General features: G+C 51.1%; 20 protein-coding genes. 17 read left to right on the top strand and 3 right to left on the bottom strand.

The features are described 5' to 3' along the window. Position 1 precedes the first annotated feature (1 nt). Positions 2-1,546, top strand: coding sequence for a gluconokinase (gene gntK, locus BLW29_RS06215; protein ID WP_177186523.1), 1,545 nt, complete (start codon positions 2-4; stop codon positions 1,544-1,546). 8 nt (positions 1,547-1,554) lie between these two features. Here gntK and BLW29_RS06210 read toward each other — a convergent pair whose 3' ends face one another. Continuing rightward, on the bottom strand, positions 1,555-2,088 hold the full coding sequence (locus tag BLW29_RS06210; RefSeq protein WP_143044356.1) for a hypothetical protein: 534 nt from the start codon (positions 2,086-2,088) through the stop codon (positions 1,555-1,557). 159 nt (positions 2,089-2,247) lie between these two features. Further along, positions 2,248-3,321, bottom strand: coding sequence for a M42 family metallopeptidase (locus BLW29_RS06205; RefSeq protein ID WP_090977366.1), 1,074 nt, complete (start codon positions 3,319-3,321; stop codon positions 2,248-2,250). 251 nt (positions 3,322-3,572) lie between these two features. Between BLW29_RS06205 and BLW29_RS06200 the strand changes: the two genes are divergently transcribed. The 16 genes from BLW29_RS06200 (at position 3,573) to BLW29_RS06125 (ending at position 26,237) form a co-directional block, all read left to right on the top strand. After that, positions 3,573-5,216 carry a response regulator gene (locus tag BLW29_RS06200; protein ID WP_090977364.1) on the top strand — a complete coding sequence of 548 codons (1,644 nt, stop codon included), beginning with the start codon at positions 3,573-3,575 and terminating at the stop codon, positions 5,214-5,216. Continuing rightward, positions 5,209-6,996 carry a cache domain-containing sensor histidine kinase gene (locus tag BLW29_RS06195; RefSeq protein ID WP_090977362.1) on the top strand — a complete coding sequence of 596 codons (1,788 nt, stop codon included), beginning with the start codon at positions 5,209-5,211 and terminating at the stop codon, positions 6,994-6,996. The genes BLW29_RS06200 and BLW29_RS06195 overlap by 8 nt, the downstream gene beginning before the upstream one ends. Positions 6,997-7,599: 603 nt before the next feature. Continuing rightward, positions 7,600-8,577, top strand: coding sequence for an ABC transporter permease (locus BLW29_RS06190; protein WP_090977361.1), 978 nt, complete (start codon positions 7,600-7,602; stop codon positions 8,575-8,577). Between the two features lie 33 nt (positions 8,578-8,610). Beyond that, the gene (locus BLW29_RS06185) at positions 8,611-9,495 is read left to right on the top strand and encodes a carbohydrate ABC transporter permease (RefSeq protein ID WP_090977358.1); all 885 of its coding nucleotides are present in this window, start codon (positions 8,611-8,613) and stop codon (positions 9,493-9,495) included. Positions 9,496-9,569: 74 nt separating this feature from the next. Then, positions 9,570-11,177: a DUF3502 domain-containing protein gene (locus BLW29_RS06180; protein ID WP_090977356.1), complete on the top strand. Its 1,608-nt coding sequence runs from the start codon at positions 9,570-9,572 to the stop codon at positions 11,175-11,177. A gap of 155 nt (positions 11,178-11,332) precedes the next feature. Next, on the top strand, positions 11,333-14,023 hold the full coding sequence (locus tag BLW29_RS06175; RefSeq protein WP_090977354.1) for a glycosyl hydrolase family 28-related protein: 2,691 nt from the start codon (positions 11,333-11,335) through the stop codon (positions 14,021-14,023). A gap of 45 nt (positions 14,024-14,068) precedes the next feature. After that, positions 14,069-15,289: an enolase C-terminal domain-like protein gene (locus BLW29_RS06170; protein ID WP_090977352.1), complete on the top strand. Its 1,221-nt coding sequence runs from the start codon at positions 14,069-14,071 to the stop codon at positions 15,287-15,289. Positions 15,290-15,301: 12 nt separating this feature from the next. Further along, a complete protein-coding gene (locus tag BLW29_RS06165; RefSeq protein ID WP_090977350.1) occupies positions 15,302-16,147 on the top strand; it encodes an NAD-dependent epimerase/dehydratase family protein in 846 nt (281 codons plus the stop codon). Positions 16,148-16,288: 141 nt separating this feature from the next. Then, positions 16,289-18,040: a sensor histidine kinase gene (locus tag BLW29_RS06160; protein WP_090977348.1), complete on the top strand. Its 1,752-nt coding sequence runs from the start codon at positions 16,289-16,291 to the stop codon at positions 18,038-18,040. 791 nt (positions 18,041-18,831) lie between these two features. Then, entirely contained in the window at positions 18,832-19,935 is a 1,104-nt protein-coding gene (locus tag BLW29_RS06155) for a putative 2-aminoethylphosphonate ABC transporter substrate-binding protein (RefSeq protein WP_090977346.1), read from the top strand. 88 nt (positions 19,936-20,023) lie between these two features. Continuing rightward, positions 20,024-21,046 (top strand): ABC transporter ATP-binding protein, encoded by a 1,023-nt coding sequence (locus tag BLW29_RS06150; RefSeq protein ID WP_090977344.1) that lies wholly within the window; start codon positions 20,024-20,026, stop codon positions 21,044-21,046. Beyond that, complete coding sequence (locus BLW29_RS06145; RefSeq protein WP_090977342.1) at positions 21,043-22,722, top strand: putative 2-aminoethylphosphonate ABC transporter permease subunit; 1,680 nt, start codon at positions 21,043-21,045, stop codon at positions 22,720-22,722. The genes BLW29_RS06150 and BLW29_RS06145 overlap by 4 nt, the downstream gene beginning before the upstream one ends. Positions 22,723-22,736: 14 nt before the next feature. Then, positions 22,737-23,537, top strand: coding sequence for a phosphonoacetaldehyde hydrolase (phnX, locus tag BLW29_RS06140; RefSeq protein ID WP_090977340.1), 801 nt, complete (start codon positions 22,737-22,739; stop codon positions 23,535-23,537). Positions 23,538-23,548: 11 nt separating this feature from the next. Further along, positions 23,549-24,649 carry a 2-aminoethylphosphonate--pyruvate transaminase gene (gene phnW, locus BLW29_RS06135; RefSeq protein WP_177186522.1) on the top strand — a complete coding sequence of 367 codons (1,101 nt, stop codon included), beginning with the start codon at positions 23,549-23,551 and terminating at the stop codon, positions 24,647-24,649. Between the two features lie 15 nt (positions 24,650-24,664). Then, positions 24,665-25,450, top strand: a complete 786-nt coding sequence (locus BLW29_RS06130) for a DeoR/GlpR family DNA-binding transcription regulator (protein ID WP_090977336.1) — start codon at positions 24,665-24,667, stop codon at positions 25,448-25,450. Between the two features lie 49 nt (positions 25,451-25,499). Beyond that, on the top strand, positions 25,500-26,237 hold the full coding sequence (locus BLW29_RS06125; RefSeq protein ID WP_090977334.1) for a Bax inhibitor-1/YccA family protein: 738 nt from the start codon (positions 25,500-25,502) through the stop codon (positions 26,235-26,237). A gap of 57 nt (positions 26,238-26,294) precedes the next feature. Here the strand turns inward: BLW29_RS06125 and BLW29_RS31340 are convergent, their stop codons facing one another. Next, on the bottom strand, positions 26,295-26,450 hold the full coding sequence (locus BLW29_RS31340; protein ID WP_177186504.1) for a glycine zipper domain-containing protein: 156 nt from the start codon (positions 26,448-26,450) through the stop codon (positions 26,295-26,297). Positions 26,451-26,498 lie beyond the last annotated feature (48 nt).

Here is a 26,498-nt window from a genome sequence, read left to right as displayed (position 1 = left end):
AATGAAGAGCGAACAGATGAATTATATGATTGGCGTGGATATTGGGACGACGAGCACGAAGTCCGTTCTGTTCCGAGAGGACGGCAGCATCGTCACCTCGGCACATGTGGAATATCCGCTCTACACGCCCACACCGGAAGTGGCGGAGCAGGATCCGGATGAAATTTATGCGGCGGTAGTGTCGACAATGAAGCAAATCATGCAAGGCGTGAATGCGGCGGATGTGCTGTTCGTTTCCTTCAGCTCGGCCATGCATAGCGTGATTCCGGTGGATGCCGATGGGAAACCGATCATGAGATGCTTGACCTGGGCGGATAATCGCAGCGCAGCATGGGCGGCTAAGTTCAAGAACGAGATGGGTGGTCATGAGGTCTACCTTCGGACAGGTACGCCGGTTCATCCGATGTCGCCGATTACGAAGCTGCTATGGCTGCGACACGACGAACCGGAGCTATTCAGCCTTGCGAAGAAGTTTATTTCCATTAAGGAATATGTGTTCTTTAAGCTGTTTGGCGTCTATGTCGTCGATCATTCGATTGCATCAGCAACCGGGATGATGAATTTGGAAAAGCTGGATTGGGATGAGGAAGCGCTTCGTATTGCGGGTATTACGAGTGATCGGCTGTCGGAGCTAGTTCCGACGACGCATGTGCTTAGCGGGTTGAAAACGGAAGCAGCAGAACAAATCGGATTACTGCCAAGTACGCCATTCGTTGTAGGTGCAAGCGATGGTCCGCTGTCCAATCTAGGCGTGGATGCGATTGCTCCGGGCGTCGTGGCGCTTACGATCGGAACAAGCGGCGCGATTCGCACGATTGTCGATAAACCCGTAACGGATCCGAAGGGCCGTTACTTCTGCTATGCGCTGACGGCGGACAAATGGGTCATCGGCGGGGCGGTTAACAACGGCGGCGTCATCTTCCGCTGGCTCAGAGATGAGCTTGCTTCGGTGGAAGCGGAAGAAGCGAAGCGTATGGGCTTAGACCCGTACGATGTGCTGACGCAAATGATGGAGAAGGTGCGTCCCGGCTCGGACGGATTGATTTTTCACCCCTACCTGACGGGTGAACGTGCGCCGCTCTGGAATCCCGATGCGCGCGGTTCTTTCTTCGGCCTGTCGCTGCATCACCGTAAGGAGCATATGATGCGCGCTGTGCTGGAAGGCATCAACTACAATTTGTATTCCGTTCTTCATGCCTTGGAGGAAACGATCGGCAAGCCGGCCAAAATCCATGCCACCGGCGGATTCGCACGCTCTGCGCTCTGGCGTCAGATGATGGCAGACATATTAGGGCAGAGGATCGTCATTCCGGAGAGCTTCGAGAGTTCCTGCTTAGGGGCGGTTGTGCTCGGATTGGTGGCGATCGGCCGCGCCGATTCATTGTCGATCGTCTCGAAGATGATGGGCTCGACATTCGAGCTTACGCCTAATAAAGAAGCAGCAGCCCACTATGAGGAGCTGCTGCCGATTTACTTGCGCCTATCGGAGAAGCTGACAGATGAATACGCAAGTATTGCCGATTATCAGCGCAAATTGTTTCAGTAGTTCAACTGTCAGCGAATATCGTGATTAATGGCGATGATCCCGATCACCTGAGGCTTATCCGCGCTGCCGCCGAACCAGATGTCGCCGTTGCCGACCATGACGCCTTGATAATTTACGAAAACTTGATCCGCTTCTTGCCCAGCAATCGCTTGTTTGATCGACTTGTCGATGATGGTGTCGTATTGATCGACAAAATCACGGCGTGTCTTGATCAGCTGCGAACCGGATGTGCTGTTCACTCTGAGCGGGTATAGAATATGATTCGCTACAGTGACCTTATCGTCTTCGGCGATGGCTTTCTTGACCGCATCGAATACGTCGAAGAATGCTTGCGGATCCTCGATGCCGGCTACTTCGAACGGATTGGTTCCGGCTTTGATCTGACTCGTGATGGTCGGCAAATTACGGACTTGGTGCTCCGTCGTGCTCTTATCTTGATTCGATTGGCCGCAGCCAACTACAGTCAAGACGGTGACGGCTATGAGAACGGCTGATGTCAGCCTGTACCAGACATTTGAACGCTTACCAATATGTGCTTGCATTACCATCATCCTTTCTATCCTTTATGCTTTCACTTTATGGACGAATAGATACAGCGTAATGTTTCGATCTGCCAAATAGAAAATTGTACTAATCCGCAGAAAAGACCAGTGAACGTTCGGCTAACGAACGAATCACTGATCTTTTCTTAATAACGCCTATTACGAACGGTCGATAATCGTCTGGTAGGTCGTGCGGTCGCAATGCTGCACCAATTTCACGAGCAGCTCCTTAGCTGCATCGTAGTCATCCGTATGCAGGACGGAAGCCGAAGTATGAATGTACCGTGCGCATACGCCGATAACGGTTGAAGGGATGCCGATTCCTTGCGTATGTACGGCTCCAGCGTCAGTACCGCCTTGGGATACGAAATATTGGTACGGGATGTTGTGCGTTTGCGCCATGTCGAGCACGTACTCCACCATACCGCGGTGAGTCAGCATGCTTGGATCATAGAGACGCAGCAGCGTGCCTTGACCAAGCTGGCCGAACTGCGATTTGTCGCCGTTCATGTCATTCGCCGCGCTGGCATCCATGGCGAAGAACAGATCCGGTTTAATCATGGCAGAGGCTGTTTTGGCACCGCGCAGCCCGAGCTCCTCTTGTACGGTTGCTCCGGCATACAACACATTGGGGAGCTTCTGTCCGTGCAGCTCTTTTAGCAGCTCGATCGCAAGTCCGACGCCGTAGCGGTTATCCCAGGATTTAGCCATGATTTTCTTCGGATTCGCAAGCGGGGTGAACGGACAATACGGAACGGCTTGCTGTCCGATACGCACGCCGACTTCCTCCGCATGCTGGCGGCTGTCCGCGCCGATGTCGATATACATCCCCTTCACATCCAGCGGCTTGCCGCGTGCTGCTTCATCGAGCAGATGAACAGGCGTCGTCCCGATGATGCCGACAATCGGCCCGTTCTCGGTCATCACTTGAATGCGCTGCGCTGGCAGCACTTGGCTGAACCAGCCGCCAAGCGTCTGGAACTTGAGCATACCGTTCTCTGTTATTCCCGTAATCATAAAGCCGACTTCGTCCAAATGACCAGCCGCCATAATGACCGGACCGCTCTCATCGCCGCGCATGACGCCGAAGATACTGCCTAGCCGATCCTGCACGATTTCATCTGTATATTTCGTAATCTCACCGCGCACGAAACTCCGCAGCTCCCGCTCAAAGCCGGATGCCGCTTGAAATTCGGTTAATGTACGCATCAATTCCATTGTTTCTTGATTCATAGTAATTCCTCGCTATCGTAATGGGATGGGATATGCATGCAGGTTCACCAAACAACCCTATTCTACCCCCTTTCCAAACGAAGGTAAATGAGACTTGTTGTCGAACTGTAATAAAGCGCTTCCATAGTTGGTTTCGATTGACCTGTTAAAGATAATATTCCCCCATTGCCTGCCTGGAATTAAGAGCGATAAGATAACGGTACGTTCATGTTGAAGTCGCATACATACTCGGTAAAGGGTGATGAGAGAACATGTATCGGGTGCTGATTGTAGATGATGAGAAGGAAATCAGAGAGGGACTTCGGCTTCGTTTTCCTTGGATGGATTTTGGCATCGAAATGGATGAAATATATACAGCTGACGACGGTGAAACGGCACTTGAACTGACAGAGCAGTTAAACCCGGACGTTATCGTGACGGATATCAAAATGAGCCGCATGTCGGGTCTCGAATTTATTCAGTCCCTGCATCAGCGGGGCAATTTCTCGGGCAAGTCGATCGTGATCAGCGGCTATGATGATTTTGATCTGGTGAAGCATGCGATGCAGCTTGGCGCCATTGATTATGTACTTAAGCCGATTAATATCGAGGAGCTGTCGCAGGTTGTACATAAGGCTCTTAGTCAAATCCGCGAGGAACGACTCGACAAACAAAATAAGCTGCTGCTCGAGAATCAGGTGCATTTTGCATTGCCGAAGATGCAAGAGGAAGTCGTTCGCGAAGCGGCGGAGAACGAGTACAACCCGTACTGGGAATCGCGCATGATGCACAGACTCGGCAATTTGCAGCTGGAGTGGCTGACGCAGCATAAGCTCGCGCTCATGCTCATTGAAGTGGATGATCTGAAAGCGATCGATCAAGGGAAGCTGTATCGCAAGGAGAAGGAGCTTGTCCTCTTCGGCATCAGCAATGTCGTGAAGCAGACACTACAGGAGGAATACGGGCATCCGGCCTGCATGTACAGCGATGCGAAGTCGCGATTCGTGATCGTTCTCAGCTGCAATCATCAAGAACAGCTATGCGTGATCAAAGATATTGCCGTTACGTGCATCGACCGGATTAACGGCTATGTCAAAGTGAAGGTCAGCATCGGGCTCGCCTCGACGGTCGGCGGCATCAAGCAGCTGCACGATATGCGGCAGGAAGCGGCAGATATTCTGGAGCAGAAGGCGGTCTATGGCGGCAATCGGCTGCTGCTTCGCCAGGATCTCGGCGTCGATGCGGAGTTCTCGGAGCTGTCAATTGGCAACGTTAATGAAATGTTCGATCTCATTCGTTATGGCTCCGATCGGGAGATCCGTTCGGTCATGCAGTCCTTCCCCGAATTTGTTCGGACATGGGGCGCGACCAATATTAAAGATATTCAGCAGAAAATATTCGAGTGGCTGCTCGAACTATTCAAGAAAGCAGCCTCAGGCGGATGGAAAGAACGAGGATGGGAACGCAATCCGATCGCGATTTGGGACCGATTGGAGCAGTACGATACGCTCGATTCGCTGCGAATCCAGGTGGAGAGCTATTTGGTTTCCATTGCCGCAGATTTCAGGAGGAACTTGGTGCCGCAAAGCCAAATTATTTCGGAGGCGGAGAAGGTCATTCAGCGGAATTATGGGGATAATTTGACGCTGCACACCGTTTCGCTGGAGGTTCATGTTACGCCGGTTTGGCTGAGCAAGCTGTTCAAGAAGGAGAAGCAGCAGACCTTCTTGGAATATTTGACTGAGGTGCGGATTGAGAAGGCGAAGGAAATGTTAGGGGATGTCGCCAACAAAATTTATCAGGTCTCTCAGGAGGTAGGCTACCGGGACCCGGTACATTTTACGAAGCTGTTCAAGAAGAACGTTGGCCATACGCCTAAAGAATATCGGAAGCTGAGAGGAATCATCGATGAGTAGCTATACGCTTCAGCAAGCGGCCTCCTTGCGCAATAAAGTGATTGGCATTTTCTTTATCATTATCATCGTGCCGTTTCTGCTCTTTGCTTACTATGCGCACATTAAGTCGGTAGAAGGCATCTCGAATGCCAATGCATCCTTCTCGATGGACTATATGCTCCAATCCAAGCGGAACTTGGATCGCTATCTCAACCAGCTGAACGAGCAGATTAACGGCATTATCGGCAATACGAAGTTTCAGCAGCTGATGGAGAATTCGATGACTCCGACTAAGGATGAGAGTTCTTTTATTTCCGGCATGATGCTGCTGCTCGATCAATCGAAGTCTCAGGTGGATGCTTTTCGAGTGCGCGTATTTCCGATTGATCCGAACGAACACCCCATGTATATCAACACGCTGGATGAACAGAAGGGGTTTCAGACGAGCAACTGGTTCAAGGCGGCTCAGAAGACAATCACGCCGACGTGGCATCTGTTCATGCCTGCGGAAAGCACGTATTTCAGGCCGATGCTCTCCAAAATCAAACGCTTTACAGGACTGCATGATCAAATTCCGCGCGGGATCGTCATTACGGATTTGACCGAGGATCAGCTGAAACGGTATCTCTCTCCTTCGCAGCGGATGAAGGGGCAGCGGATGTTCCTGATGACGCGCAGCGGTTACGTGCTCTATGATACGGCGGACAATGCGCTGGCCGGCAAGCTCATCCCGTCCAAGCCGCTCATCGATTCGATTGCGGCCTCGACGCAGAAAGCGGAGACTTTGACGATCGACGGCGAAAAGCAGCTGGTCACGTATGTGAAGCTGGATACGGAGCAATGGATGCTCGTCAGTACAACGCCGCTGGAGCAGCTGACGCATCCGATTCAGGAAATGGATAAGCTGCTTGTGTTCTTCCTCATTATTTATCTGATCTGCTGCATCGGGGTCATCATCTATATGACGCTGTATTTCACCCATCCGCTGCATAGGCTGGTTCGTTCCATGCGTAAGCTGGAGTCCGGCGAATTCCAATTCATGCTGCCGCCATCGGACCGTAGAGACGAGATCGGCTGGCTGTATCGGGGCTTCAACAACATGACCGGCAAAATCCAGCAGCTGCTCGACCAAACGACACAAGCCGAGCGGACGAAGAAAGAGCTGGAGTTCCAGGTGCTGAGCCATCAGATCAATCCGCATTTTCTGTACAATACGCTGGAGTCGATCCGGTGGAAGGCGGAGTACCATAACATGCCGGATATAAGCGAGATGGTGTCCTCTCTAGGTAATCTGCTGCGCCTGAGTCTCAATCAGGGCAAAGAGATTACGACGGTGTCGAGGGAAATCGAGCAGGTGAAGGCGTATGTCCGCATCGAGCAAGCGCGCCTCGGCAACCAGGTTCGGTTCTTGATCTCGATCGATGAGGAGGTACTGCATGCGCCGTTTCTTCGGTTGCTGCTGCAGCCGCTTGTCGAGAACGCCATTCATCACGGCATTCGGAGCAATCCCGAGAAGGGGAAGATCATGCTGACCGGACGCCGCGAAGGGACGGATATCGTCATTGAGCTGAGCGACAATGGACAAGGCATTCCGGAAGCGGTGCTGCAGGAGCTGACCCATCCGGAGGAGAAGGCAGCCCCAGTCGCCAAGCGCCGCGGCGTCGGCCTGCGCAACGTGAACGACCGGCTGAAGCTTTATTTTGGCGAGGCCTATACGCTGCAGATCGAGGCGAGAGCGGGAAGCGGGACGCGCATCGTGCTGCGCCACCCGATCATGGAGCCGGAGGAGGAGCAGGCCTAGCGCGGCTAAGGGGAAGAGAGGAGGGGCACTATTCCGGGATCGGAATAGGTGCCCCTTGCTGTTGGAGGTTCGATTGGAGATGAGCGTTAACAGTTACCGCACATGTGCGGGAAATGGTTGAAGTAGCGGCGAGAGAGGTACGTGTTACCGCACATGTGCGGGAATTTGGCAAAGTAGCTGTAAGAGTGGTATGTGTTACCGCACATTTGCGGGAAATCGAGACAGAGTAGCTCTCAGAGCAACACATCAGCAATTAGTTGGCGAAATCAGCCCAAGAGTAGCTCTCAGAGCCACACATCAGCAGTTAGTTGGTGAAATCAGCTCAAGAGTAGCTCTCAGAGCCACACATCAGCAATTAGTCAGCGAATTCAGCGCAAGAGTAGCTCCCAGAGCCACACTTGCTACCTAAGCTCACCGCGCGCTCCCCCGCGCTACGTAAGCCAGCCGCGAAGCTGGTCGCACCACGCTGTCCCAACTCGCAGAGGCCAAGTTTACACCACAAAGTTTAATTTTGGCTCATAGTAGGGTTGCGGTCCATCCATTATGATGATTATAGCAACGATAAGCAGCTAACAAACACGAACAAGAAAGGTAAGGACGCCCATGAAACCAAGCAGCGAAGTTGGGAATAAACCGATATCTGCAGCTGTCTATCGCAAGAGGTCGAGCTTCGTCTCCGATCTGATGCGGAACCACTCGCTCTACGTGATGTTCCTCCCCGTGGGCATCCTGCTCCTTGTCTTTAACTATTTGCCGCTCGCGGGTCTCATCATCGCATTCAAGAATTACGACTTCGCCAGAGGAATCTTCGGCAGTCCATGGGCCCAGCCCATTCTCAACAACTTCGATTACCTGCTCTCGTCGGATGCCGCTTCGCGTGCAGTCCGGAACACGATCCTGCTCAATGGGTTGTTCATCGCAGTGGGGCTGATTTTCGAGGTGGGACTCGCGCTGATGCTGAACGAGGTGCGCAACAAATATTTCAAACGAATCACGCAGTCGATCACGTTTCTTCCGTTCTTTATCTCCTGGATCGTCGTCGGTGTCTTTACATACAACCTGCTCAACTACGAGAATGGCGCGATTAATCGAATCGTGGAATGGTTAGGCTTCCAGCCCATCGATTTCTACAGCGAAGCAGGGCTTTGGCCTCTGATCCTGACCATCGCCATCCGCTGGAAAGTAACCGGATATGGCACGATTATCTATTTGGCCGCGCTAACGAGCATTGACAACTCGTATTATGAAGCCGCTTCCATAGACGGCGCATCCCGCTGGCAGCAGATTCGGTACATCAGCATTCCGATGCTGAAGCCGACGATCATCATCCTCACCCTGCTCGCCGTCGGACGAATCATGAATGCGGATTTCGGCATGTTCTACGCCATGGTCGGCGATGCTTCGCTCCTCTATCCGACCACAGATGTTATTGATACGCTGGTTTATCGCAGCTTACGGAAGTCCGGCGATATCGGAATGGCCTCCGCAGCCGGCTTCATCCAATCGGTTGTTGCCTTCGTCCTCGTGCTTGGCAGCAACTATGCGGCAAGAAGGGTCGACAAGGACTCGGCGATTTTCTAACTTTACTGCGTGACGAACATAAGGAGGGGCACCATGCCGGTAAAACGTATATCCATCTCGCAAACGATCATTATCGTCATCATTTCCTTGTTCAGCCTTGCTTGTCTGCTGCCGTTTCTCATGGTCATTACCGGCTCGCTTGCAACGGAGAACGATATTATCAACAACGGCTACTCGCTATTCCCGAGGCATATCACGTTCATGTCGTATGAGATTCTGCTGCTCGGCTCCAATCGAATCGTGGATGCGTACGGCATCAGCTTACTCGTCACGGTTGCAGGTACAGTGTTCTCCGTTTTCCTGACCAGCTTAGGCGGGTACGTGATGGCGAGGCGCTCTTTTAAATACCGCAACATTCTCTCGATCTACGTCATCATCACGATGCTGTTCAGCGGCGGACTAGTACCTTGGTACATCGTATGCGTCAACTACCTGCACCTGAAGGATACGATCTTCGCGATGATTCTGCCACCGCTGGCGAACGCGTTCAATATGTTTCTGATTCGCAATTTCCTGTTCTCCATCCCGGAGGACATTTATGAATCCGCCAAAATGGACGGAGCCAGCGAGTACCGCATCTACTGGCAGCTGATCATGCCTTTATCCAAACCGGTTCTCGCCACGGTCGGCTTGTTCGTCGCACTGGGGTACTGGAACGATTGGTTCCTCGGCCTGATGTTCGTCGATAAGCAAGAGCTGCAGCCGCTGCAGCTGCTCCTTCGCACACTCGTTTCAAACGTGGAGTTCCTCCGAAGCTCCAGCAATGCCGCCGATATGCAGCGTATTTCCGCGCAGCTGCCGTCCGAGTCCATCAAGATGGCGCTCACGGTAGTGACGATCGGGCCGATCATCTTCTTGTATCCGTTCTTGCAGCGGTATTTTGTCCAAGGGTTGATGGTCGGTGCGGTGAAAGGGTAACAGACAGAGGGCTATAACGGCGCTACCGGGGCGCCGGATAGTATAAAAAACAAGCTCAAGGGGAGAGGTACACGATGAAGAAGATGCATGCCAAGCTTCCGCTGCTGCTCACGATTGTGTTTATGCTTAGCCTATTACTCTCAGCATGTAGTTCAAACAACAACAGCAACTCGAAGGATAATTCTTCCGGCACGACGAATACGGCGACCGACAACACCACGAATGCATCTGCAGATGATACGAACAATACAGCAGCAACGACTGACAATACGGCTAAGGAGCAAGAGGAAGTAACGCTGAAGTTTTATTTTGGCGGAGATAAGAAAGCAGCTACGGACGAAGTATGGTCTGCAGTCAGCGATTATGTAAAAACCAAAGGGCTAAACGTGAAATTCGACATCAACTTTATCCCGTTTGGCGACTTTAAGGACAAAATGCTCGTTATGGCTGCTTCCGGCGATAAATGGGATATGAACTTTGACGGCGACTGGCTCTCCTATAAGCAGATGGCTGCCAAAGGCTCCTATATGGCGCTCAATGATCTCCTTCCGAAATTCGCACCAACCTTGTTTGCCAAGTATCAAGAACAAGGTACGCTAACGGCTGCAACCGTCGATGGCAAGATCGTCGGCCTTCCTTGGACAATGAGCATGAACCAACGTAAATATGCGGTTTGGCGGGTGGACCTGACAGATAAAGCAGGCATCACGCCGGCCGTGGATTCCATCAAAACCATCGAAGACCTCGATGCGTTCCTTCATAAGCTGAAAGAAGCGTTCCCGAAAGATAAACTGTCCCGTTCCACGCCGCTTGGCATCTACATGGAGCGCGACGAGTGGGTTGACCTCGGCTTCCACGGCATGGGCTTCTACCTGAACGATCCGGCGGTGAAGATCCAACCGGTTGAACAACAACCGTTCTACAAAGAAGCAGCGCTTATGGCGAAGAAGTGGTACGACGACGGAATCATCAACAGAGATGCGATGATTGACAAAGAAGACGGCGCGGCGCAATGGAGAAACGGCAAAATGTTCTACACCGACTCCTCGCATGAATGGGTGAACGCAAACCCGGGCTTCGCGGATCCTTCCTACAAGCTGTCCAGCTCGCTGCTCTACCCAGACAAGAAATACGTCAACCGTACAGCACTGGCTAACGTTGTAGCCATTAACCGTAACTCCGAGCATGCGGATCGCGTGCTGCAATTCCTGGATATGCTCGAAACCGACAAAACGCTCTATGATCTCGTGCAATACGGTATCGAAGGCAAAACCTATGTGATCGACGGCGAAACAGCGAACTATCCGGAAGGCATGCAAACGACGACGTCCAACTACATGGAGTGGGGCGGCCAATGGGCACTGTGGAAGCCGCAGTTCATGCGTCCAAACCCAGCTTACGGCAAAGACTTCTGGGTGCATGAAGCCGAATTCGCAGCATTGCCGGTTAACGTAAACTCGCCGGTAGACGGTCTGTTCATCTCCGAAGATAACATCAAGAACGAAGTGGCCAAACGCGACCAAGCCGTCGAGGAATTCCACAAGCCGATCGAGTTCGGAAATGCCAAAGACGTCGACAAAGCAGTAGCGGATTACATCGAGAAGCAGAAAGCAAACGGCCTTGATAAAATCATCGCGGAAGCGCAAAAACAAATCGATGCTTACTTGGCTTCGAAGAAATAAGCGAGAAATCCGCGCCTCTCACCGGGCGCGGATTTTTTATCGGGCAAACGGCTAAGGTTGCCCCAGATAACGATTGGATTGACTCATTACAAGGTGCGGCGAGACTCCCTTATACTCTATTTGTAAACGATTACAAATATGGAAGGGTGTAGATCATGAAGAAGAGGTTTTCTCCGCTCATCATGGCTTTCTTACTCGCTGTATCCTGTTTTCCGTTCTTACTACTTGTGGCATCGGCGGATACCGTCCTGTTCACGACAGGCTTGGAATCCGGACAAACCGCACCGAATTTCGTGGATACCATTGATTTTTCATCGAATGTGACCGGTATTACGTCAGGTGTTTCACCGGAGGCTTCGCCGCGTACCGGTGAGCAGGCGCATTCAGGCACCTCGGCGCTTATGTATTCAGGCAACGCGAACGGCGGCTCGACCACGTATGCGTATTTCAAAGTGTTCACGGTGAGTATCCCCGTTACATCGGCTTCCAAGCTGCAATATTTCATCTATCCGCAGCAGGATAACGGCAGGTACATGGCCGTTGATTTCCATTTCACGGATGGATCGACGCTGCGCGACAGCGGTTCGGTGGATCAGAACGGGAATAGCGTTCATCCGGCCGGCGGACATGGCGGCACCATCCCGCTTAACGCTTGGTCGCAGATCGATTCGAACTTCGGCGTGCAGAATGCCGGGAAGACGATCGACCGCATCTGGGTCGCCTACGACCGTGCAGGCAGTACGGGCAACTACCGCGGTTACATCGACGATATTACGATTTCCAATACTACGACGACGAGCTCCTTGCGCAACAGTGTCATCGTCAGCACGGCCTATCCGACGAGCGACATTGTGATCTCGGATTACAATGCAGTCACGGGGTTTGGCGCGGACAACACAGGCGTGAACGATGCGACCACAGCTATTCAGAATGCGATTGACGCCTGCTATAGCGACGGTGGCGGAACGGTGTGGCTGCCTGCTGGGACCTACAAAGTATCCGGTACGATTCAGGTACGAGCCTTCTGCTCCGTTCGCGGCGATTACCGGGATGCGGATAATGGGAGCGGAAGCTACGGTACTGTGATTTCGGCGAATTTGACTTCTGGCGACTCGGGACCGGTGCTGTTCCGCATCGGGGGCAGCGCATCGGTACAGGGCTTAACGGTGTATTATCCGAACCAGAACGCGACAAGTCCGGTTCACTATAACTACACCTTCGAAATTCCGGGCAATGCCTGGATCGGCAGCGAGAATTATATGACAGCGTCCGTCATGAACGTGACCATGCTGAATTCGTACCGCGGAATCGGCATCAGCACAATGGCTTCGGATCACACCGGCGGCTCGCAGGTGCATGAGCAAGCGACGGTGAAGAACGTGAAGGGCACGATTCTTTACCGAGGTGCGGAAGCTTACAATGGCGCAGATGTCGGCACGTGGGAGCATGTGAATTTCAACAGCTCGTATTGGGCCAATGCGGGAGCTGCCTACAATGCGCCGAGTGCGACTACGATCAAGAACTGGACGCGCACGAACGCTACTGCGTTTACGCTTGGCGACTTGGAGTGGGATCAGTTCTATGCGATGGAGGCATCCGACTTCAATATTGGCATCAACATTGTTACGGGCCAGCGGATTCAGTTCTCGGGCGCTTTTATCTGGGCGAATATTCAGAACACGAATATCGCCGTGAAGGTCGACAATATCGATACACGCTGGGGCGTATCGTTCCTGCGCAGTGTGCTTAAGGGCAGCACCGCTTCCGTTCAGAACAACACGGCCGGTTATGTGAAAGTAACGGACTCCGATATGGCCGGCGCCACATCAGGCACGGTAACGATTTCCGGACCCGGAACTTCACCGGTCGTGTCCCCTTCTGCAACGACGCCGAAGGTCAGCCGGGCTGTGCTGTACGATGTTACCAAAGCGCCGTATAATGCGCCGTTTACATCCTCGCGCGGCCCTTCGCTGCCAACGGTGGATGCGACTTCCGCGATTCAATCCGCGCTTAATGCTGCCGGATCAGCGGGCGGCGGTGTCGTCTATGTGCCTGCAGGCTGGTTTAAAGTCAGCACGCACTTGACCGTTCCGGCCAATGTAGAGCTGCGCGGCTCGGCTTCGTCACCGACGAGGGATCAAGGCGGATCGAGTGCTGGCACAGTGCTATTCGCTTATGAAGGCAAAGACACGACAACACCGGATTCCAGCACGGCGTTTATTACGCTGAACGGGAATACAGCCGGATTGCGCGGTTTACGTGTGTTTTATCCGGAGAACAACCCTGCGGCAGGCATTAAAGCATTCCCTTATACGATTAGAGGCAACGGCAGCAGCGTATACATCATCAATGTGGGACTGCCTAACGCGTATAACGCCATCGATTTGATGACAAATCGTAATGATAACCACTATGTCGAGAAGGTACAAGGGACCTTCTTCAAGAATGGTATTACGGTAGGGCTCAGTACATCCGGCTATATAACCGGCATCCTCACAAACGGTAACGCCGTATGCCGAACCGGCTACAACATTCCCGGCTGGGTCGTGGAGAGCAACGTCTTCTCGCAGGTCATCGATGCGTTTACGAGACCGAATGAGACGCTTGTTACCGTGAACGGAGCTTCCGATGAGAAGCTGGTTAATGTGTTTGCCTACGGCTCCAAGAACGGGTTAGTTGTGCAGTCGGGAACGGTAAACGCATTCAACTTAGGAACAGATAATCTCGGCTCAGGCGGATATACCGTGAAGGCGGACAGCGGTACGGTCAAAGTGATGAATCTGATGCGCTATAACGGAACGACATCCTTGGGAACGGTCACAATCTATAACGAAATGCACCTATGAGCAGCTAATTTCCATTCATAGGTCCAAGAATCGGAGGAGCAAACAGTGGCGAAGATCACAGGTGTGAAATGTATCCGAACACGGCATGACGGCAGCTGGACGATTGTAAAAGTAACGACAGATCAAGACGGATTGTATGGCATCGGCTCGGCAACGGATATGTTTAATCCGGAAGCCGTCGTGCAGGTCGTGGAGCAGTTGTTTGCCCCGCTGCTGATCGGCAGAGAGGCTGGCCAGATCGAGGACATTTGGCAAATGATGCATACGAGCGGCTATTGGCGGCACGGATCCATTACCCAAACCGCGATCGGCGGCATCGATATGGCCCTCTGGGACATTAAAGGCAAAGAGGCCAATTTGCCGGTGTATCAGCTGCTCGGCGGCGCCTGCAGATCGGCCGTTCCATGCTACGGCCATGCGGATGGACGCGATCAAGAGGAGCTGACCGAAGCGGTTCACCGCTATAAGGAGGAAGGCTACACGGTCATCCGTTGTCAGCTCGGCTCCTATGGCGGCGGCGGTTTCTTACCGGCAGACCAAGCGAATGTTCCTGTTCCGAGCTGGTCCGCCAGTGTGTTCAACGAAGCCATCTATATGAACGCGATTCCGGCGATGTTCGAGAAGCTGCGCGTTACTTTTGGCAACGATATTCAGTTTACGCATGACGTTCATTCGCATCTGCAGCCGATAGCCGCTGTACAGCTGGCCAAACGCTTGGACCCTTACCAATTGTTCTTCCTAGAGGATATACTGCCGCCGGAGCAGATCGGCTGGTTCCGCCAATTGCGTCAGCAATCTTCAACGCCGCAAGCGGTTGGAGAGCTGTTCACCAGTCCTCATGAATGGACCGACCTTATCACGGAGAGGCTCATCGACTTCATTCGCGTGCGCGTATCTAAGGGCGGGGGCATCAGCGCCTGCCGCAAGCTGGCCGCACTTGGCGAAACCTTCGGCGTTCGGACGGCCTGGCAGGAAGGCGGGGAGAACGACCCTGTCAACCAAGCGGCAGCCGTTCATCTGGATCGTGCGGTATGGAATTTCGGCATTCAAGAAATCAATCATTTCAAAGAGGCGGAGTGCGAAGCATTCCCGGGTCACGTCGAGCGCCGAGGGGGCTATCTCTATCTATCCGAGAAGCCGGGCTTAGGCATCGATATTGATGAGGAGAAAGCTGCACTGCTCGTGGATGATGGCTGGAGCCGATCGGCTTATCATATTCCTTACAAACTGGACCGCAGGCCGGATGGAACGCTTGTCAGGCCATAGGAGGGCGATGAGATGAAAACGATAGCAGTAACCGGAGCAAGCGGCAAGCTTGGCGGATGGGTCGCCGCGGAATTGCTGAATCAAGGCTATACCGTCATTGCGCTGGATAACCGTCGTTCCGACAAGCTGCGCTGCCGGCAGATCACGGTGGATCTGGGTAACCTCGGGCAAGTCATCGGCGGCGTGAACGGTGCCGATGCGATCATCCATCTGGCGGCCATTCCTGCGCCGGGTTCTTTCTCGAATGAGTTTATATTTGCCAACAATGTGCAGTCGACTTATAACGTGCTGGAAGCGGCTTCTGTGCTCGGCATCCGGAAAGTTGTGCATGGCTCAAGTGAATCCTCATACGGCTTCGCCTGGGCGCCGAGGAAATTCGATCCCGATTATTTTCCGGTCGATGAAGTCCATCCGCAGCAGCCGCAGGAATGCTACGGACTATCCAAGATCGTCAATGAACAGACAGGCGAGATGTTCAATCGCCGGACCGGTATGCAAGTTGCTGCCATGCGCTATTCGCTGATCGCTACCCCTGATGAGTTGAAGTCGTTCGGGGAGCGAATCAAGCAGCCGGCGAACTTCCGTAATATTTTGTGGAGCTATGTCGATATAAGGGATGCGGTTTCCGCCACGATCGCGGCCATGACGACGGACGGTTACGGCGCGGTCTCCCTCAATATTACGAGCAGCGATACGCTGAGCGATTGGAATACGGAACGTTTGCTGGATGAATTTTATCCAGAGGTGCGTGACCGTAGAAGAAGCTATGAAGGACGAGAGGCGCTGGTCAGCAATGAGGCGGCCTGCCGGGTATTGAACTGGAAGCCTGTCTATTCGTGGAAGGATCAGGCGGAATGAACAGAAGGAGCTCCTCTGACCAGGGGGGCTCTTTGTTGTATTCGACGAAAACTAGGACATCTGTACATAGACAGCTTACACGGGATGGAACTATACTACTAAGAGAGTTCTAAATTGTCCCAGAGAGAAAGTGTGAGTTTCATGCGGATTAATTCCAGAATCATCTATATTATTTTTGGCATTGCGGTGTTATTGGTCGCAATTAACAATGCATCCTATTATTGGTATACGAAGACTTTATTAAAGGATGACTTGTCCGCGCGTATGGCCTCGACAGCCATTCAAATCCGAACCTCCATTGAGCAATCGAAGGAAGGTTCTTTCTACACGGAGGATCTGATCGGCGAGAAATTGCGCACGGCCGCGATGTTCATCCAAGGACAAATTAACCCAGATGTGGACTTGATTACGAACGAACAGCTTCGTGTACTGGCGAAGCAGGCAGGTGTTGCCGGCATTTCGCTCATGCAGCGTGTTGCAGGCAGTGACGACATCGGAGTTACCAAATCCTCGGAGCCCAAAGAGCTTAAGATTACGAGCACGAAGCCGTTCGGCTATTGGTTCACGGCTTATGATCAGCTGTTAACGAAGCACAATGTAACGATAGCAGAAGGTCAGAGCTTAGCTAACTTCTGGTCCGGCATCGCTGAGGTTCCGGCCTCCGGCGCAAGCGAGGTTAGTAAATTCGGTTTCTATAATGATGGATCGAGGGATTATATTACTGCAGTCTTCGTGAACGCCGATCAGGTTCTGAAATATCAGCAAATGGTCGGCAGTGATACCATTGTGAAGAAGACGGTTGCGGCGAATCACGATATTATCGAAATTTCAGGATTAAACGGCACTACTTTCGGAAAACCTCCTAAAATATATCAAGATAACAACGGGGAATCTTTTATCTCCATCTATGATCGACAGGTTCTATTCGGCAGCTATGCAATCAAACATGCCGATGACATAGACCGGTTTACGGAGGCTGTTCAAACGAACAAGCCGGTGAGCGTTCTTAAGAAATGGAAAGGAAAGACCGTTCTCAAAACATTCGTCTACATACCGGCCAAGACGCGAGTTTCGGACGTGCAAAGGGACGTCCCTTACGTCATTGCAATCGTTTCCGATTACACTTCGATCGAGAATACGCTGGATAGGCAGTTGATTCGGTTAGCCCTGCTCGTTGTATTGTTTACGATATTCAGCCTATTGTGCATGTATCTCGTATTTCGATATATGGGCAAAAGCAAGGAAATCGCCGTTCGATCGACGCAAGAGCTGTACATTCAGAATATGGACGTCATGTTTACGGAGATTCGCAGTCAGCGGCATGATTTCCTGAATCATGTGCAAACGATGTATGCCCTTCTATCCAGAGGGAAGAAGGAAGAACAGCTGCGATATATGGAAGAATTAATTGAAGAAATCAATGAAGTTAATGATATTATTCGCATTGGGCATCCTGCCGTTGCGGCGTTGATTCAGGCGAAGCTGGCGCAGGCGATGCGAACGAAGATTTTGTTTGACCATCATTTTACGGGACTCGAAGGGTTATCGCTTGGCGTGAAATCGGTGGATATTGTGAAAATCATCGGTAATCTCATCGACAATGCATTCGACGAAGTAAGCGGCTTGGTTCCGGAGCTGCGTCATGTCATCGTGAAAGGCTGGTCGGAATCGGGCATGCTGTTTTTCTCCGTTGCTAATCTGGTGCATGAGGATTTCGATCCCGCGCGCGTCAATCAGATGTTCGGGACGGGCTTCAGCACCAAAGTCGGCGGGGACCACAGCGGTCTAGGTTTGGCTGTAGTGAAAGAACGTGTCGAGTATTACAAAGGCACAATCGATGTGAAACTGGTAGAAGGATACATCCACTTCGAGCTGGCTATTCCCGTGCTGTAAGGTTTGACCCTTCAACTGAAGAACCTCTTGCGCTTCATCGAGCGCAGGAGGTTTTTTTTTTGTATTCCGAAACTCGCATCCCACTTCTCACTCCTGCGCATTCCGAAACTCGCATCCAGCTCCCGCCTCCTCGAATCCTCATCTCGCATGACGCAGAAAGCTCTAACGAACCGTACAGCGCTTATTTGCGCGAAAACAGCTCCCAAAAAATTCTAAAGGATCGTACAGGTCCTATTTGATGGTTTCTTGATGCTTGGAGGCCGATTTCCCATGAATAAGACCTGTACGGTTCGTTAGATTCTCGAAGTCCCGAAAATGGACCGAATAAGACCTGTACGGTTCGTTAGATTTTCGGAGTCCTGAAGTAAGGGTTGTGGGATACCGGAATGTGGGGCTTGGGAAGTTTTTCGCGGCTTGTGCGGGAGTCGCGCGTTCTGGAGGGTTAGCGAATCAATCACAACCAAATCCAATATAAACCATCAGAAGAACAATCAGTTTACATGCGAATAATGGCTGCATAACAATTGCGGCTTAGAATAATAGCAGGTACAAACAAGCAAACAAGCAATCAAACAAAGGCTGACTGCGAGCGAAAGGTTCTAAATGGCTACCAAACAATACCATAGAAGAAGACATTACAACCCCCAAACGCAACTAAAAACAACCAATACACAAACAAAAACAATTTCTTAACTTGCATTTAATATTGAAATTACAATTGACCCCTATATTTAGAGTATCGAAGCTTGGTCAACAAACCGAGCTGGACAATTAGGGAGTGGTATCGAATAATGAAAAGGTTTATCGCACTTATCGTTCTAACACTGATGACAATCTCCATTATGGCAGCTTGCGGACAAGCGCAACCGGAAGCAAATACAGATCAAGCATCTGCGGGGGCAAATGAGGGAACAAACAACGGCGTAGATACAGAGAGCAAAGATTTGACGATCTACACGGCGCTTGAAGATGATCAAATCAACGCATACCTGGTAACCTTCAAAGAAAAGTACCCAGACGTAAAATTGAATGTTGTTCGTGATTCAACGGGCGTTATCACAGCGAAGCTGCTGGCTGAGAAAGACAACCCGCAAGCTGACGTTGTCTGGGGCGTAGCGGCAACCAGCTTGCTCGTCTTAGACCAGAACGAAATGCTGGAAGGTTACTCGCCGGCAGGCGTGGAGCGTATCCAACCCGACTTTAAAGACAAGAACGAACCTGCTCACTGGGTAGGTATCGATGCTTGGGAAACAGCGTTTGTAGTGAATAAGATTGAGCTTGAGAAGAAGAACCTGCCCATTCCGCAATCCTACGAGGATCTAATTAAACCGGAGTATAAAGGTCTTATCACGATGCCAAACCCATCTTCTTCCGGTACAGGATTCCTTACCGTATCCGGCCTCCTTCAACTGAAAGGCCAAGACGATGCATGGTCGTACATGGATAAGCTGAACGATAACATCGCGATGTATGTACATTCTGGCTCCAAGCCTGCGAAGATGGCAGGTACAGGCGAGTATCCGATCGGGATTTCCTTCGGCTACCGCGGTATTGAAGAGAAGAAGAAAGGCTCGCCGGTCGAGGTTGTTTTCCCGAAAGAAGGTTCAGGCTGGGATGTGGAAGCCAATGCTTTGATGAAGAAATCAGCCATCAAACAAACAGCGAAGAATTTCCTGGATTGGGCAATTACAGATGATGCAATGAAGGAATACAACAAGAACTTCGCCATTCTCGCAACCAAAGCGGATACGACTGTAATCCCTGAAGGTTATTTGCAGGATCCGGTGAAGCAGCTAATTAAGAATGACCTCTATGAAGCAGCCAAAAACAGAGACAACACGCTAGCAGAGTGGGATAAACGTTATAACGCGAAGAGCGAACCGAAAACGGAATAACGCCTTACATCACCCTATTACTAAGCAAAAGGAAGAAGCTGCGCGGGCATAGTGCCGGGCAGCTTCCGTCCAATAAAGGGAGGCTCTTATGTCACAAGCTTACCTGTCCCTGCGACATATTCATAAACATTTCGGCTCATTTACCGCACTCAAGGATATCAACCTGACGATTCAAAAAGGCGAATTTATTTGTTTGTTAGGCCCAAGCGGATGCGGCAAAACAACCTTATTGCGTATCATCGCAGGCCTTGAAACGCCGACCGAAGGAAGTGTCCTTGCAGGTGGTAAAGAAATCACGAAGCTTCCGCCGGCCAAACGGAATTTCGGCATGGTTTTTCAATCGTACGCCCTGTTTCCGAATTTAACGGCTTATCAGAACGTGGCCTACGGCTTGCAAGGCAAGAAGTTAGCTAAGAAAGAAATTAACGAGAAAGTCAGACATGTGCTGGATCTCGTAGACCTGGCGCATATGGGTGATCGTTACCCGGCTCAGCTGTCAGGCGGACAGCAACAGCGAATCGCGCTTGCTCGGGCAATTGTATTGTCCCCCGATTTTCTGCTATTGGATGAACCGTTATCCGCGCTTGATGCGAAGGTTCGTGAGAAGCTGAGAGAGCAAATCTGCGAGCTGCAAGAGAAGCTCGGCATTACTACGGTCATGGTTACCCATGATCAAGAAGAAGCGTTAACGATGGCAGACCGTATCGTAGTCATGAATAATGCCGAGATCAGGCAGCTTGGAACGCCGCAGGAGGTTTACGATATGCCGGCCAACCCGTTTGTCGCTGATTTTATCGGTGCCATTAATTTCATGGATCATGGGGCAATTCGACCCGAGCATGTTCATATTCACACGATGCCGATTGCTAACGGAATGCCGGCCATTGTACGAAATATTGAATTCCGCGGTTCCTTCTATCGCTTGACCGTCCAAGTCGAGCAGCAGGAAATTGCATCGCAGCAGGGCACAATCGCCGACCAAACGATGATCGTGGACATTTCGTCACAGGCCGCTGCACACATGCAGCTATCCAGAAATGCGAACGTATTCCTTGAACTTCCCACAACGAAACGCATCCACTTTCAGTCCGAGAAGTTGGTGTTCGGATGAGAGACCGTGAGCAATGGATACGGCGTATCATCATCGTAAGTGTCGTATTCATCTTAATGGTGATTGTATTATTTCCACTCTGTACCTTGTTTAGCAAAGCTTTTCTGAATCGGGATGGTCAATTTAACGGACTGGATAATTTCGTTCATTATTTCACGACACCGGCCTTGTCCCAATCCTTAACGAATACGATCTTTATCTCTGTCGTGTCCACGATTATCGCGGGTACGCTTGCTTTCTTCTATGCCTTTGGCATATCGCGAACCGCTGTGCGGGGCAAAGGGTTCTTCAAATACGTGGCTTTGCTTCCGTTATTTGAACCGACTATCATGCACGGCATCGCTTTGACCTATTTGTTTGGGAATCAAGGGTTGATTACAACCGGGTTTTTCGGCCATATCCCAGGGGTCGACATTCAGTTGTACGGCCCGGTCGGCATTATCATCTCTGAAGTCATCTACATCTTCCCGCAAGCGTATATGATATTCCTTACCGCGCTTTCGATTACCGACTTCCGTCTCTACGAAGCGGCGGAGTCGATGGGAGCCGGCAAGCTGAGAAGATTCTTCACGGTTACATTACCATCGGTCAAATATGGATTAATCAGCGCTGTGTTTGTCTGTTTTACAGCCTCTTTTACGGATTTCGGAGCACCGCAGGCGGTTGGCGGATCGTTCAATGTACTGGCAACCGACATCTACAAGCAGGTTATCGGTCAGCAAAATATGTCCATGGGAGCAGCAGTCGGCATCCTGCTTACCGTTCCGGCCGTAATTGCCTTCGTTGTAAACCGCATCGTCGACCGCAAGCAGCGTTCGATGCTGTCAGCCAAATCTACGCCTTACCGCGTGGAGAAGAAACGAACGCGCGACGTCCTGTTTACGGTATTCAGCACTGTCGTGGCATTAGGTATTCTCATTCCACTCGTCACAATGGTTTATGCTTCATGCGTCAAAGTATGGCCTTATGATCTGAGTCTCGGCTTGAAGCATTACGATTTCACGAGAGTTGCGGCAGGCGGACTAGGTCCGTATATGAACAGCTTGAAAGCCGCTTTTTTCACCGCGGTAATCGGTACGATTGTCACGTTCGTTTTTGCTTATTTTATCGAAAAGTCCAAGGAATTGAAGCTCATCCGAGAAGCGGGTTACTTTCTCTCGATCCTGCCTGTTGCGTTACCCGGCATGGTCGTCGGTCTAGCCTATATCTTCTTCTTTAATAATCCGAGCAATCCGCTTGGCGGAATCTACGGCACGTTGGCGATTATCGTACTCGCCAATATCGTTCACTTCTATTCCGTGCCGTTTATCACGGCGACAGCTTCCCTGAAGAAGCTGGATAAAGAGTTCGAGCTTGTCTCGGAATCGATGCGAGTTCCGTTCTACCGCACCTTCCTGCGCGTAACGGTGCCGTTGTCGCTGCCGGTCATTCTCGAGAATGCGATCTACTATTTCGTGAATGCCATGGTTACTGTATCTGCCGTGATTTTCTTACGGTCGGCCGATACGAACTTGGCTTCCGTTTCCATCGTTAGCATGGATGATGCCGGAGACGTCGCGGCTGCAGCCGCAATGTCCACGTTGATCGTTCTCACGAACATTGTTGTCCGCTCGCTCTATGAACTGGCGGTCAAACGCATTAGAAGACAATCCGAAGCATGGCAGGTTCACAAATAAAGGAGGTCATTTAGATGACGATTAAAGGCGTAATTTTGGACTGGGCAGGGACTACGGTTGATTATGGTTGTTTTGCACCGGTTGCGGTGTTTATAGAGGTATTCGCGAATAAGGGCATCGAGATTACTATGGATGAAGCGCGCAAGCCAATGGGGATGCTCAAAATCGATCATTTGCGAACATTGTGCGAGATGGAGCGTATCGCGGGGCTGTGGGAAGCCAAATACGGCAGAATCCCGAATGATGCCGATGTGAATGAGATGTATACGGATTTCGAACGAATACTCTTCTCCATTCTGGCTAACTATGCAGAGCCTATTCCAGGCGTGATCGAGCTCATGGAACGATTGCGCAAACAAGGAATCAAGATCGGATCCACGACAGGCTACACATTCGAAATGATGAAAGTTGTAGCGACAGAAGCGAATAAGAGAGGGTATGCCCCGGATTTACTCATTACTCCTGATGATGTTCCGGCAGGACGTCCATATCCGTGGATGATCTATGAGAATGCCATTCGTTTGGATCTTTATCCGATGAAGCATATGGTCAAAGCAGGCGATACGATCAGCGATATACAAGAAGGCGTCAATGCAGGCGTTTGGACGGTTGGAGTCTTGAAAGGCAGCAGCGAGCTTGGCATGACGGAAGCAGAAGTGGCTGCGTGTCCTCCTCAAGAATTAAGCGAGAAGCTTCTTGCTGTTGAACTGAAATATCGGGCGGCAGGCGCACATTACGTCATCGATTCCATCGGCGAACTGGACACCATTATTGGATTAATCAATGCTCGTTTGGAGCAGGGGGACAAACCATGACCTACACGAACATTCCCGAGAACCCGTATTTGCTCCTGACACCAGGTCCGCTCAGCACGACGAAACGAGTCAAAGCGGCAATGCTGCGGGACTGGTGTACATGGGACAAGGAATATAATGATCTGGTCCAAGACATTCGGGCAAAGCTTGTGCATCTGGCCACCCAACAACCAGAAGCCTATACGAGTGTGTTGTTGCAAGGAAGCGGTACGTATTGCGTAGAATCGGTCATTGGATCTGTTATTCCACAGGCTGGCAAGCTGGCTGTATTAGTGAATGGTGCATACGGACAGCGGATTGTTCAGATGGCCAATACCTTGGGCATTGAAACGGTCGTGCTTGATTCTGGTGAAACAGAGCCTGCAGATCCTCATCACCTCGATGAAGTGCTTACTGCCGACGCGTCTATCACGCATGTGGCCATGGTGCATGGCGAGACGACGACCGGCATGTTAAATCCACTCGCAGACATTGCGGGCACGGTGAAGCGTCACGGGAAAGTATTGATCGTCGATGCAATGAGTACGTTTGGCGGCATCCAAATGGATGTTCAGAAGCTCGGCATCGATTTCTTGATCAGCAGCTGCAACAAGTGCATCCAAGGGGTGCCCGGATTTGGTTTTGTCATCGCAGTCAAGGAGCAGCTTGAGCAGTGTAAAGGGATTGCCCGGTCGTTGTCGCTCGATCTGTTTGATCAATGGGATTCCATGGAGCGGTACAGCGGCAAGTGGCGTTTCACTTCCCCGACGCATGTCGTGCATGCTTTCCATGAAGCGCTGCTGGAGCTTGAGGATGAAGGCGGCGTGAAGGCGCGTCAGCTGCGTTATGAAACGAATCAGCGGATGCTCGTTCAAGGTATGGAGCGTTTGGGATTCCAAACCCTGCTGCCTGCTCGCCATCATTCGCCTATCATTACGTCCTTCTATTTTCCGGATTCGCCGTCGTTCACGTTCGAACGATTCTATCAAGAGATGAAGGAAGAAGGCTTCGTGCTGTACCCCGGGAAGATCACAGCCGCGGATACGTTCCGAATCGGTAATATCGGGGATGTACATGCTGCGGATATGGAACGTTTAATCGAAGCTGTGGAGCGGAGACGCTTCTGGCTGTGAGGAGGCTGCGTACACATGTCGTTGATCGGCGAAGAACGTAAGGACTATATCTTAAATGCACTGAACCTGAAGGGGACAATACGAACTTCAGATTTAGTCGATCAGTTAAAAGTATCCTCTGAAACGATTCGCCGCTATATGGAGGAATTAGAGGAGCAGAATAAGCTGAAGCGTGTGTACGGCGGTGCGGTGAAGATCAATCTAACCCGCGAAGAGCCTACTCATCTCAAACGCGAGGTCATTCGAGCTGAAGAGAAGAGGCGAATCGGTCGCGCTGCTGCTTTGCTCGTGGAAGATAACGATATTATTTTTATTGAGGACGGTTCAACGACGCTGCAGATGGTTCATTATTTGCTCAATCGTAAAAATATTACGGTGATTACCCTCTCAGCCCCAATCATGTATCTGCTTATCGATTACCAGAATAAAGGTTTCTTCTCCGGCGAAATCTATTTTCTCGGCGGCAAAGTGAATGCCAAACATTCCAGAGTGAGCGGGTCTTTAACGGAGCGGATGGTAGAGCAGTTCTACGCGGATAAAGCCTTTATCTCGATAGACGGGATTATGATCGAGAAAGGGATATCGAGCTTCGATGCCGAGCGCGGTCAATTGGCTAAGCAGCTGATGAGCCATGCGAAGCAAAGCATTATCTTGTCGGATCACTCCAAGTTCGGTGCCATGCAGTTCTACAAAATCGCCGATGTCAAAGATGTCGATATCATCGTGAGCGACGTGGAAGCGCCGAAGGAATGGCATGCCTATTTGACAGATAAAGATGTAAGCTGGATTAATGCCGACTAATAGTGAGAATGCTATAATAGATGTAAATCTATGGATGAGGTGATTGATCTTGCTAGGTCGCAGCGGCAATCCAACTTTGAATGACAAGTCTTTCGAGAAATCAGGCCATTATCTTGGTGCTGATCGGATGACGATCGAAGGTACAGTAAACAAAGCATTTATTACACTAGCGATTCTGCTTGGGGCCGCGTTCGCCACATGGTCCATGTATTTCAATGGCCAGAATGTGACGGGGCTTGCGATTGGCGGAGCAATAGGCGGCCTGATCCTGGCACTCGTAATTAGCTTCAAGCCGACAACAGCGCGATATCTCGTGCCGGTCTATGCCGCGCTGGAAGGTGCGTTCCTCGGAGCGCTTTCGGCCAGCTATGAAGGAAGGTTTAACGGCATTACGCTGCAAGCCGCGTTAATTACGATGTGTGTGTTCATCGCCTTGCTGCTCGCGTACAAAACAAGATTGATCAAAGCTACGGAGAACTTCAAGCTTGGCGTATTCGCGGCGACGGCCGGTATTGCGCTCGTTTACCTGGTCAGCATCGTGCTCGGGATGTTCGGTGTAACGGTTCCGTATTTGCATGACAACAGCTTGATCGGAATCGGTATTTCGCTCGTGATCGTCATAGTCGCTGCTCTGAATCTTGTCCTCGACTTCGATTTCATCGAGCAAGGGGCGCAGCGCGGAGCGCCGAAGTACATGGAATGGTACGGGGCGTTCGGCTTGATCGTGACGTTGGTATGGCTTTATATCGAAATTCTGCGTCTGCTCTCGAAGCTTCGCAGTCGCTAGATTTCGCAGATTAAAGGGGCTGCCCGAGATAATCCGGGCAGCCCCTTTGTTGTCTTATTAATCTTTTTTTTGGTTATTTCTAAACACAGCGATTACTATTCCGACTGCCGCTCCAAATGCAGCTCCAAGACCTATATTACCGAATACTACTCCAAATGCGGCACCTAAAGCAATGCTAACGCCTAAAAAAGAACCATTTCCGTTATTTTTCATTTCAAATATCACTCGCTTCTTAATTTCATGTACGACTCTATACGTTGC

This window comes from Paenibacillus sp. CF384 (genome assembly GCF_900106745.1).
Classification (GTDB): Bacteria; Bacillota; Bacilli; order Paenibacillales; family Paenibacillaceae; genus Paenibacillus_Z.
Note: the sequence above shows the minus strand (reverse complement) of the source record. Positions and strands in the feature narration are given on the sequence as shown.

What these genes read in the sequence shown, in the direction of transcription:
- BLW29_RS06200 (WP_090977364.1), top strand. Translation starts at nt 3,573, where the DNA reads ATGTATCGGGTGCTGATTGTAGATGATGAGAAGGAAATCAGAGAGGGA.
- BLW29_RS06180 (WP_090977356.1), top strand. Translation starts at nt 9,570, where the DNA reads ATGAAGAAGATGCATGCCAAGCTTCCGCTGCTGCTCACGATTGTGTTT.
- gntK (WP_177186523.1), top strand. Translation starts at nt 2, where the DNA reads ATGAAGAGCGAACAGATGAATTATATGATTGGCGTGGATATTGGGACG.
- BLW29_RS06160 (WP_090977348.1), top strand. Translation starts at nt 16,289, where the DNA reads ATGCGGATTAATTCCAGAATCATCTATATTATTTTTGGCATTGCGGTG.
- BLW29_RS06210 (WP_143044356.1), bottom strand. Translation starts at nt 2,088, where the DNA reads ATGCAAGCACATATTGGTAAGCGTTCAAATGTCTGGTACAGGCTGACA.
- BLW29_RS06165 (WP_090977350.1), top strand. Translation starts at nt 15,302, where the DNA reads ATGAAAACGATAGCAGTAACCGGAGCAAGCGGCAAGCTTGGCGGATGG.
- BLW29_RS06185 (WP_090977358.1), top strand. Translation starts at nt 8,611, where the DNA reads ATGCCGGTAAAACGTATATCCATCTCGCAAACGATCATTATCGTCATC.
- phnX (WP_090977340.1), top strand. Translation starts at nt 22,737, where the DNA reads ATGACGATTAAAGGCGTAATTTTGGACTGGGCAGGGACTACGGTTGAT.
- BLW29_RS06145 (WP_090977342.1), top strand. Translation starts at nt 21,043, where the DNA reads ATGAGAGACCGTGAGCAATGGATACGGCGTATCATCATCGTAAGTGTC.
- BLW29_RS06190 (WP_090977361.1), top strand. Translation starts at nt 7,600, where the DNA reads ATGAAACCAAGCAGCGAAGTTGGGAATAAACCGATATCTGCAGCTGTC.
- BLW29_RS06130 (WP_090977336.1), top strand. Translation starts at nt 24,665, where the DNA reads ATGTCGTTGATCGGCGAAGAACGTAAGGACTATATCTTAAATGCACTG.
- BLW29_RS06150 (WP_090977344.1), top strand. Translation starts at nt 20,024, where the DNA reads ATGTCACAAGCTTACCTGTCCCTGCGACATATTCATAAACATTTCGGC.
- BLW29_RS06195 (WP_090977362.1), top strand. Translation starts at nt 5,209, where the DNA reads ATGAGTAGCTATACGCTTCAGCAAGCGGCCTCCTTGCGCAATAAAGTG.
- BLW29_RS06205 (WP_090977366.1), bottom strand. Translation starts at nt 3,321, where the DNA reads ATGAATCAAGAAACAATGGAATTGATGCGTACATTAACCGAATTTCAA.
- BLW29_RS31340 (WP_177186504.1), bottom strand. Translation starts at nt 26,450, where the DNA reads ATGAAAAATAACGGAAATGGTTCTTTTTTAGGCGTTAGCATTGCTTTA.
- BLW29_RS06175 (WP_090977354.1), top strand. Translation starts at nt 11,333, where the DNA reads ATGAAGAAGAGGTTTTCTCCGCTCATCATGGCTTTCTTACTCGCTGTA.
- BLW29_RS06155 (WP_090977346.1), top strand. Translation starts at nt 18,832, where the DNA reads ATGAAAAGGTTTATCGCACTTATCGTTCTAACACTGATGACAATCTCC.